Source organism: Streptomyces albicerus, from assembly GCF_008905045.1.
Classification (GTDB): domain Bacteria; phylum Actinomycetota; class Actinomycetes; order Streptomycetales; family Streptomycetaceae; genus Streptomyces; species Streptomyces albicerus.
On sequence record NZ_VWMY01000155.1, the window covers coordinates 1 to 9,637 of the forward strand.

Sequence of the window (9,637 nt, forward strand, 5' to 3'; positions counted from 1 at the left end):
TCCCGGTCGAGATCGTCGTCGAGTAGAACCTTTTCCTCGCCCCCGCCGCCCCTACCCGTCCCATCCCTGGGGGCTGCCGCCCCCAGCCCCCCGCTTTATCGGCCTGAACGGCCTCGTCCTCAAACGCCGGACAGGCTGGTGGTGACGGGTTGGCTCGGCCTGGCATGGGCGCCCCATAAGGGGCGCGGGGAACTGCGCGACCAGCCACACACAACCCGCACCCGACAACACGCAACCGGCAACCAGCGACCAACAAGCAACCCACCCCCACAATTCACCCCCGGCCGCCAGTAATTTCAGCCCCTCCGGCGTCTGAGGAGCGGGGGACCGGGGGCCGGCCCCCGGGAAGCGGGGTCTGGGGCGGAGCCCCGGAGGGATGGGACGGGTAGGGGCGGCGGGGGCGAAAAACCTCCCCCGGCACTCCGTCCCGCACATACCCCGTCAACAACAACGGCACCCCCACCACCGGCACCAGCCACACCATCACCATCAGCCGGTCAATGCTGATGTCGGGGTGCGCGGCAACGGCCAGCACCCCGGTCCCCGCCGCAGCGACCAGCACCACCCCAAAGGCAGGTTGCCGCCGAACAGCCCCCCACCCGCCGACAGCCAACAGCACCAGAAGCAACGGCTTGACCAGCTGACGCCGTAGCCACTCCGCCCAGAAGCTCGCCTCCAGCCGCAGGAACTCGGGCCAGGGCCGCTCCCGATCGGGCCGGTTGAAGTGGTCGGTGAGGAGGTCCTGGAGGCTGTCGGACTCGGACGGATAGGGGAGCAGCCGGGAGAGCAGGACGACGCCCACGGCCGCACCCAGCGTCACCTTCAGCAGGGTCTTCACGGCGGAGCCCACCGGTCGCCCCGCCCGCCGCCGACAGAGCCCGATCAGGCAGAAGGCCACACTCAGGCTCACCGAGAGAAACAGCGCCTGCGAGTGCTTCACGGCGAACAGCAGAGCCAGCGAGACCGCCACGAGCCCACCCGCCCGCCGTCCGCGCAGCACCAGCGCACAGCCCCACACCACGGCCAACGTGAGCGCCATCATCGTGCCCTCGGTCATGGGCCGCATCGCGGTCGCCCCGGTCGGCAGCACGTAGTACAGGGCCTGCCCGGTCAACGACAGCTCGACCGGAGCGCCCACCGTCCGCAGGACGAGGTACACCAGCGCACCCCCGACCGCCGCGACGACCACCCCCGCCGCCCACACCCCCCACGTCACCCCGAGCACCGTCACGAACGGCACGAGCAGCAGCGGATACCCGGGCCGCACCTCGAAGATCCGCATGAACCGCTCGCTCATGAAGGGCGCGGTCCACCCGGACGTCTGCCCCGCCCGCAGCCGCCGCCCCACACGCTCCTCGTAGTACCTCCGGCACTCCGCCCGCACCTTCGGCCCCGGATCGGGCGTACGGAAGCGCCGCACGTCCACGCTGTGGTTCCGCGAGGCCGTCTCACCCCGGCTCGCGCACAGATACGCGATCGTCCGGTCCGTCGCCTCGGCCTTGTCCGCACCGCCCAGACTCAGCGCGTACGACAGGTAGTTGCGGCTGTCGGGCGTGTCCCGTCCGGTGACGTTGGCGAGCTGGAGGCAGCCGAAGAGGGCGGCGAGGAACAGCACCCACACGGCGGGGCGAGCCCTCATGAGCGGGCCAGCAGGTCGCGCGGGACACCGGGCGCGGGAACCGTGGGTACGGCCATGTCCTCGCCCAGCATCAGCAGCCGTACGACCCGTTCCGCCGCCCGACCGTCGTCGTACCCGCAGAACCGTGCCCGGAAGGCGGCCCGCAGCCGCGCCGACTCCTCGTCCCGCCACGCGCCCGACGCGAACAGTCGCGCCAACTCGTCCTCGTCCCGAGCGACATGGCCCGGCGGCCGCTTCGTGACGTCGAAGTACGTGCCACGCCCCGCGAGGTAGGTGTCCCAGTCGTAGGCGTGCAGGACGATCGGCCGGTCGAGGTGGGCGTAGTCGAACATCAGGGACGAGTAGTCGGTGACCAGCGTGTCCGAAGCGAGCATCAGGTCCTCGACGCTCGGCTCGTCGGTGACGTCCAACAGGAGGCCGCGCCGCACCAAGTCCCGTAGTTCCAGGCCACGTTCGTGGTGCCGGGCGAGTGACGGGTGGAGGCGGACGGCCAGCACGTGGTCGCCGGGCAGCCCGGCCACCAGGCGTTCCAGGTCGCACGTGGGCGCGTAACCGCCCTGCCGGTGATCGCGGTTGGTCGGCGCGTACAGGATGAGCGTGCGGTCGTCCGGGACGCCCAGTCCCTCCCGTACGGACTCCCGCCGGCCCGGCTCCAGCCGGACCAGGCAGTCGTTGCGCGGGCTGCCGGTGCGCAGGGACACGAAGTCGCACGGGTACGCGCGGTCCCAGACCAGCTCCGAGTGCGGGTTGGCGACCAGGCTGTAGTCCCAGCGGTCGGCCCGCCACAGCATCTTCGGGACGCTGAAACCGCGCCGCGCGCCGGGGTACTTCAGCAGATCCGCGCCCATCGACTTCAGCGGCGTGCCCTGGTGGGTGTGGATGTGGACGGCGCCCTCGCGCTTCACCAGATCGTTCGCCCAATTGACGTTGTTGACCAGGTACTTGGCCCTCGCCGTCACCTTCCGGTACGCGCGGCTGCCCGGCAGGACGTGCTCGATCCCCGGCGGCAGCGCGTCCACGTACTCCTTCCCGACCACCCACACACCCCGGATGTGCGGGGCGATCTCCTGCGCCTTGCGGTGGATCGCGGCCGGGTCGCCGAGGACGCCCCGGTGCGCAAAGGCCGAGTACACGGCCAGGTTCGGGTCGAGCGCGCGCCGCAGGACCAGCCGTCTGTGGAGCGCGAGCAGCACCCTGCGCAGCCGTCGGCGCCAGACCCGGTAGCGCCTGCGCAGGCCGGCGCGCTTCACGGCGGCCGCGCGATGCAGGGCGTAGAGGACGTACGGAGCCCGCGCGAGGAGAGTGAAGGACCTACGTGGGATCCGCGCGGCGAGTCGGTGGCCCCTCGGGCGGTACGCGCGCAGGTCCCGCGCCGCCCGCCGGTGGAACTCGGGGCGGGCCGACGGCGGTACGCGGTCCTGCCGGCGGAGGATGAAGAGATAGTGGTCCGCCATGTGGTCGTAGAGGAAGCCGCGCCACCGCTCCAGGTCCGGCCGCTCCTCGATGAACCGGAACAGCCGCTCGTACTGCGCGAACACCTCGAAGTGCTCCCGGCTCGGTGTGCGCATGGCGTTGCCCTGGCGGCGCTGCCGGTAATAGACGCAGACCCGGTCGACGAGCGTGATCGTGCGGGCCGTCCACAACGTCTCGTAGACGATCACCGCGTCCTCGTAGAACCCGGTGGGGAAGGTGAAACCGCCCTCGCGATAGAAGTCGAGGCGGTACGCCTTGTTCCAGACGACCGTGAACAGGTCGAGCAGATCGGGGCGTTCGGCGACCGTGAACACGTCCGGGCCCGGCGCGCCGAACACCGCCGCGTCCCGGTTGCGCTTCACCGAGCCCTGCCAGTGCGTGCGGGCGTAGTCGAACAGGACGATGTCCGGCCGCGAGGTCGCCTCGATGCGCTCGGAGATCGCCCGCAGGGTGCCGGGTGTGTAGCTGTCGTCGCTGTCGAGGAAGAGCAGGTACTCGCCCCGCGCCAGTTTCGCGCCGTGGTTGCGGGCCGGGCCGATGCCGCCGTTGACGGGCAGATGGACCGCCACGACCCGTTCGTCGCGGGCCGCGAACTCGTCGATGATCGCCGGACTCCCGTCCGGGGAGCAGTCGTTGACGACGATCAGCTCGAAGTCGCCGTACGACTGGTCGAGGACCGACTCCAGGCATGCGCGCAGGTAGCCCTGCACGTTGTGAACGGGCACGACGATGCTGAAGCGGGGCATGGCACTTCCAGGTCGGAGAACTTGCGGGCATTCCGGAACTTGCGGGGATCCCAAGGGACTTGACGACACCTGACGACAGCGGCGTCAGAGCGCCGGGGTGCGCAGCCGTGGTGTGGCAGCGGGCACGGGGAGGCGTTCCCCCAGCGGGATCAGCGGCGGCAGCTCCTCCTCGGGCTGCCCGAGCAGAACCCGCCGTACGACCCGCTCGGCGGCCCGTCCGTCGTCGAACTGGCAGAACCGCTCCCGGAACCGGGCCCGCAGCCCGGCGGACCGCTCGTCCGCCCACTCGCCCGTCGTGAAGACCTGGATCAACTCGTCCTGCGTACGGGCGACATGGCCCGGCGGCCCGGACAGCAGGTCGAAGTAGACGCCCCGCGTGTCCCGGTAGACGTCCCAGTCGTCGGCGTACGTGACGATCGGGCGGTCCAGGTTGGCGTAGTCGAACATGATCGACGAGTAGTCCGTGATCAGCGCGTCCGAGGCCAGACAGATGTCCTCGGTCTCCCGCAGAGACGTCACATCGATCAACTGACCGGCCGCCACGGCCTGTTGGAGATCCGCGTTGCCGTCGAGGAAGTAGTGGGCCCGCAGCAGCACCACGAACTCCGGACCCAGCTCGGTGCAGAAGCGCGCCAGGTCGAACTGGGCCGACACGTCACGCGGATAGTCGCGGAACGTCGGCGCGTACAGCAGCGCCACCCGGTCCTCGGGGATACCGAGCCGCTCACGGATCGCGGTGACCTCGCCCGGATCGGCCGTGTAGAAGCGGTCGTTGCGCGGATAGCCGTACTCTAGGTGCTGGAACGAGCTGGGGTAGGCGCCCGACCACACCTCCGTGGAGTGCGCGTTGGAGGAGAGCGAGTAGTCCCAGCGGTCGACTCGCCGCATCAGCCGGCCGAAGTTCCCGGTGGCCGCCGCGACGGCCCGGTACTCGATCTGGTCGACGCCCATCCGCTTCAGCGGCGTCCCGTGGTGCGTCTGGACATGCACGGTCCCGGGGCGTTTGCGCACGGCCGTCTCGAAGTTGACGTTGTTGAACGCGTACTTGGCCCGCGCCATCACCTCCCAGTACCGCCTGCTCCCGATCACCACGCTCTCCACGTCCTCGGGCATGTGCGGCAGCTCCTGCTCCCGCACCAGGAACACCGACCTGATGTGCGGGGCGAGTTCGCGCGCCTTGCGGTGGATGGCGGCCGGGTTGCAGGCGTAGCCGCGGCCCCAGTAGGCGGCGTACACGGCGAGGTTCTCGTCGACGGGCTTGCGGAGGTATCGCGCGTACGGGCGCCTGCGGCGGGCGATGCGGGCCGCGTACGAACGTGCCCTCGCGGCGAGTTGGTTGACGCCGAGGAGTGCGCGGAACGCCGTGAATGCCCCGCACGCGAGCAGTCGGTTCCGCAGCCCCTCGGTGCGGTGGCCCGGCGGGCGGTGGCGGCGGTAGAGCCTTGCCGCTCGGCGGAAGAAGACTCTGCGGAGGCCGGGTTCGGTCGCCGTGTCGAGAACCTCGGCGAAGAGCTGGTCGAAGAGGGCCTGCAACCGCCCCTCGGGGAGGCTCTGTTCGGCTGCGGAGTTGAGCACCAGCTCTACTTGGTCGAGGAGTTCGGCGCGCCCGCCGGGTGCCCTGTTGTTGGTGCTTTGCCGCCGCTCGTGACGTCGTACGCAGACCGTGCGCAGTGCGGCGGTCTCCTTTGCCGCGAGGCTCACCAGTTCTGACCAGCCGAGGTCCGTGAAGTTGCCTGGAGTGAAGGCGAGTTGGTGATCCGCGAGGAACGTCCGGCGGTAGGCGGTGGCCCAGACCGGCAGGCGTACGTCTGTGGGGTCCCCGTTCTCGAACAGCTCCGTCTTCGGTTCGCCGTCCCACCACGGCACCTGTTCGTGGCCGAGGTGCAGGACGTCCACCTCGCCGGTTTCGCGCAGGTGGGTGTCCATCGCCGTCAGTGCGCCCGGAGTCAGTACGTCACGTGCGCCCAGGAACAGTACGTACGTGCCTGTGGCTGCGCGCAACCCGGCGTCACGTGAGCCGGTGACCGTGACGATCCGGGAGTCCCGCTCGGCGTACTCCGCGGCGACGCCGGACGCCGGGGAGTCCGCGGTCTCGCAGGCCGGGATCAGTTCGAAGTCGGTGAAGGACTGGGCGAGGGCCGAGTCGAGTATTGAGGGCAGCCGCCCCGCGACGTCCTGGATGGTGACGATGATGCTGAAGCGGGGCATGTGCTGTGGTGCTCTTTCTGTTGCTGTGTGCTGCCGTCCCCTGCGGAACGCTCCGCGGGTCCGGTGGGCATGTGCGGGTCGGTGGGGGCTGGTCGCGCCGTTCCCCGCGCCCCTGACGGGGCGGGGGCGGGACAGGGCCCGCCCCCGGCCCAAGTCCCGCCCCCGCCCCGGCAGACGTCAGCTCCTGCGGCGGCTCTTGACCAGGGCCCTCGTGACGATCGGGGGCAGCAGGTCCTTGGCGAGCTTGCGGGCGCGGTTGGGGCGGGCCGGTGCGATCGCCGTGGTGGGGCGGGTCGGGGTGGGCCGGGACGGAGCCGCGGGCTTGGCCGGTGCGGTCGGCCGGACGGGCTCGGGGCCGCTCGCGTGCCGGGACACCGGGTGCTTCGGCTCGGTCGCCTTCTTGCCGTCGATCCGGATCATTCCGTAGCCCGCCACCTGCTGGACCTCGTGCCACATGTCGTCACGGCCCGAGAGCCACTCCAGCAGCGCGTCGCGCAGCGGCTCCGGGTCGCCCCAGGTGCCGTAGAACTTCGTACCGGTCACGCATATGGGGCGCAGCTCGAGTGCGGCGACCGCGCCCCAGGTGGCGGCGGCGACGCCCGGGCAGTGCTCGGCGCGGTAGTCGTCGAGGACGACCACCCCGTCGGGCAGGAGGATGTCGCGCACGGCCTCGATGTCCCCCCAGACATGCTCGTACAGGTGCGAGGCGTCGATGTGCGCGAAACGGCAGCTGTCGTCCTTGACGCGGTCGGCGACCACCGAGCTCGGGGCCTGGATGAGCTCCGGCAGCTTCTCGTGGAAGGAAAGGAAATTGGCCTCGAAGGCCCGCCGGGTGAGCGTCGAGTACGACTTGTTCATCTCCTTGCTGTTGGCGTCGTCGGACGCGGGCGAGTCGAAGAGGTCGCACACCGTGAAGGCGTCCTCCTCGCGCTGATAGGAGGCCATGAAAATGGCGCTCTTGCCCATGTACGCGCCGAGCTCGAGCAGGTCACCCGGCTCAGCGCGGTCGAGCTGCCCGGACAGGAACCAGTCGAACAACTGCTGGTCGACGGGACGGAACCAGCCCTTGACCTCCGACAGGGCCTTGGGACGGGGCAGTTCGGTGGTGCTGGGGGTCATGAGTACTCCGTACAACGGGGTCTGTGGATTTCCTGTGTTGGGGGATCGGATCGGAGTGCTTCAGGGTCTGTCAACGACGGGAACGGAAACTCCGGATGTCGGAACGGTGGCGAGCGGTTCGGCGGCCGGTCGGGCCGCTGCCGAGGGCACCGGACGGCGCTCCTCCAGCGGCACCACCGCGGGCAGTCCGGCCGTCTCACCGAGCACGACACGGCGTACGACACGCTCGGCGGCGCGCCCGTCGTCGTAGGGGCAGAAGCGCTCCCGGAACGCGGCCCTGAGCTGCGCGGAGCGCGAACCGCGCCAGTGGCCGGTCGCGAAGATGTCGATCAGTTCGTCCTCGCTGCGCGCGACCGCTCCAGGCGGGAACGCGCGCAGATCGAAGTAGGTCCCGCGGGCCGCCTCGTACGCCTCCCAGTCGTTCGCGTGGATCACGATCGGCCGGTCGAGATTCGCGTAGTCGAACATGAGCGAGGAGTAGTCGGTGACCAGCGCGTCCGAGGCGAGGCACAGCGACTCGACGCTCGGATGGTCCGACACGTCGATCAGTCGGCCGCCGCTGTGGGCGAGCGGGGTCGTGTACGCGTGGTGCGCGCGGGTCAGCAGGACGTAGCGCGGGCCGAGCTGCCGCAGGATCCGCTCCAGGTCGAGCGTGACCCACTGGGCGCGGCGGTAGTCGCGCTGCGTCGGCGCGTACAGGACGGCGATCGCGCCCTTGGGGATGCCGAGGCTCTCGCGCAGCCGGGCCACGTCCGCCGGCGTCGCCCGCTGGAACACGTCGTTGCGCGGCTGGCCGTACTCCAGCGTCAGGTAGCCGGACGGGAAGACGCGCTCCCAGACGAGCGTGGAGTGGCGGTTGCCGGACAGGCAGTAGTCCCACTGGTCGGCGCCGCGCAGCAGCTCGGCGAAGTCCGTGCCGCGCGCCGCCGCCGGACGGTCCTGGAGGTCCAGGCCCATGCGCTTGAGCGGGGTTCCGGCGTGCGTCTGGATCAGGATCTGGCCCGGCCGCTTGACCAGCCGGCGGTCGAAGTCGACGTTGTTCACGAGGTACTTGGAGCGGGCGAGCGCCGTCCAGTACGCGGCCGTGCCCGGCGTCAGCCTGCGCGTCCCCGTCGGGATCGTGTGGTGGAACTCCGGGTCCGCGATCCACGCGGTGCGCACGCCCGGCGCGTACGTCCGGAACGCGTCCTCCAGCGCCCCGGGGTTGCAGCCGTGACCGCGCCCCCGGTAGCCGGCGAACACGGCCCGGTCCGGCTGGACAGGAAGCCGGAGCTGGATCCTGTAGTGCAGCCGGAGCGCGCCCGCCCGGACGGTGCGGGCCAACGCCCCCACCAGTCCCGAGACGCGTCTCTTCAGCCGCGTCGCCGCCCACAGCGTGCGGTACGTGCGATAGCTGCCCAGGCGTACGAGGGCGTGCCGCAGCCGGGTGCGGGAGGGGATGCGCGTGCCTCGTACGCGGTAACGGCCGTAGTGGGCACGGGCCTTGCGCAGGAACTCGGGCCGGGAGCCGCGCGGCAGCCGGTCGCGATGGAGGAACACGGCCGAGAGGTGGTCGACCATGCGGCGGAACAGGGCCGGGCGCCAGTGCGCCAGTTCGGGGTGCGCGTCGAGATGCGCGAAGACCCGGTCGTACTGGTCGAAGATGTCGAAGTGCTTGGGGCTGGTCGTGCCGAGGATGTTCCCCTGACGTCGCTGGCGGTAGTGGACACAGACGCGGTCGAGCGTCGCGATGGTCTCGGAGGCCATCAGAACTGGATACGTCCAGGGAGTGTCCTCGTAGTAACCGGGCGGGAAAGTGAAGCCCTCCCGCTCGATGAACTCCCGGCGGTACGCCTTGTTCCACACGACCATGATGACGTTCAGCAGCCCCGGCCGGTCGTCGAGGCGGAACGGTGCCGGACCCTTCTCGGTGAGCTGGCCCGCCTGTACGTTGCGCACCGTCTCGCCCGACCAGAAGGCGCGCGCGTAGTCGTAGACCAGGACGTCCGGATCGCCGGTCTCCTTGACGCGGTCGGCGATCGCCCGCAGCGCGTCCGGGGTGAGGCTGTCGTCGCCGTCCAGGAAGATCAGGTAGTCGCCGGTCGCGTACCGCATACCCGCGTTGCGGGCCGGGCCGAGGCCCACGTTCTCGTCGAGGTGCACGGGCCGTACGCGCGGGTCGCGGGTCGCGAACTCGTCGGCGATCGCGCCGCAGGCGTCCGGCGAACAGTCGTCGACCACGATCAGCTCGAGATCGCCGAAGGACTGTTCCAGGACCGATGCCATGCACTCGTGCAGATACGCCTGCACCTGGTACGCGGGGACGATGACACTGAACCGGGGCAAGGGACATCCATGGGTCGGCGCGGGCATACTGCCCGGAAACGGCCGAAGGGGTGGCCGGGTTACGCCGAATGCGGCATGTGGGGGACCCCGGACGAACGTGGAGGGGCGGGCCGATGGCGGCCCGCCC

5 protein-coding genes are annotated in these 9,637 nt (G+C 70.5%); all 5 read right to left on the minus strand.

The features are described from left to right. Nucleotides 1-274: 274 nt before the first annotated feature. A complete protein-coding gene (locus GAS53_RS53865) occupies nt 275-1,639 on the minus strand; it encodes a hypothetical protein (RefSeq protein WP_225859710.1) in 1,365 nt (454 codons plus the stop codon). Continuing rightward, nucleotides 1,636-3,858 carry a bifunctional glycosyltransferase/CDP-glycerol:glycerophosphate glycerophosphotransferase gene (locus GAS53_RS53870; RefSeq protein ID WP_151485145.1) on the minus strand — a complete coding sequence of 741 codons (2,223 nt, stop codon included), beginning with the start codon at nt 3,856-3,858 and terminating at the stop codon, nt 1,636-1,638. The genes GAS53_RS53865 and GAS53_RS53870 overlap by 4 nt, the downstream gene beginning before the upstream one ends. 84 nt (nt 3,859-3,942) lie before the next feature. Next, a complete protein-coding gene (locus GAS53_RS53875; RefSeq protein ID WP_151485146.1) occupies nt 3,943-6,066 on the minus strand; it encodes a bifunctional glycosyltransferase/CDP-glycerol:glycerophosphate glycerophosphotransferase in 2,124 nt (707 codons plus the stop codon). Between the two features lie 177 nt (nt 6,067-6,243). After that, complete coding sequence (locus GAS53_RS53880; protein WP_151485147.1) at nt 6,244-7,185, minus strand: class I SAM-dependent methyltransferase; 942 nt, start codon at nt 7,183-7,185, stop codon at nt 6,244-6,246. A gap of 60 nt (nt 7,186-7,245) precedes the next feature. Next, on the minus strand, nt 7,246-9,510 hold the full coding sequence (locus tag GAS53_RS53885) for a bifunctional glycosyltransferase/CDP-glycerol:glycerophosphate glycerophosphotransferase (protein WP_151485148.1): 2,265 nt from the start codon (nt 9,508-9,510) through the stop codon (nt 7,246-7,248). Nucleotides 9,511-9,637: the final 127 nt, after the last annotated feature.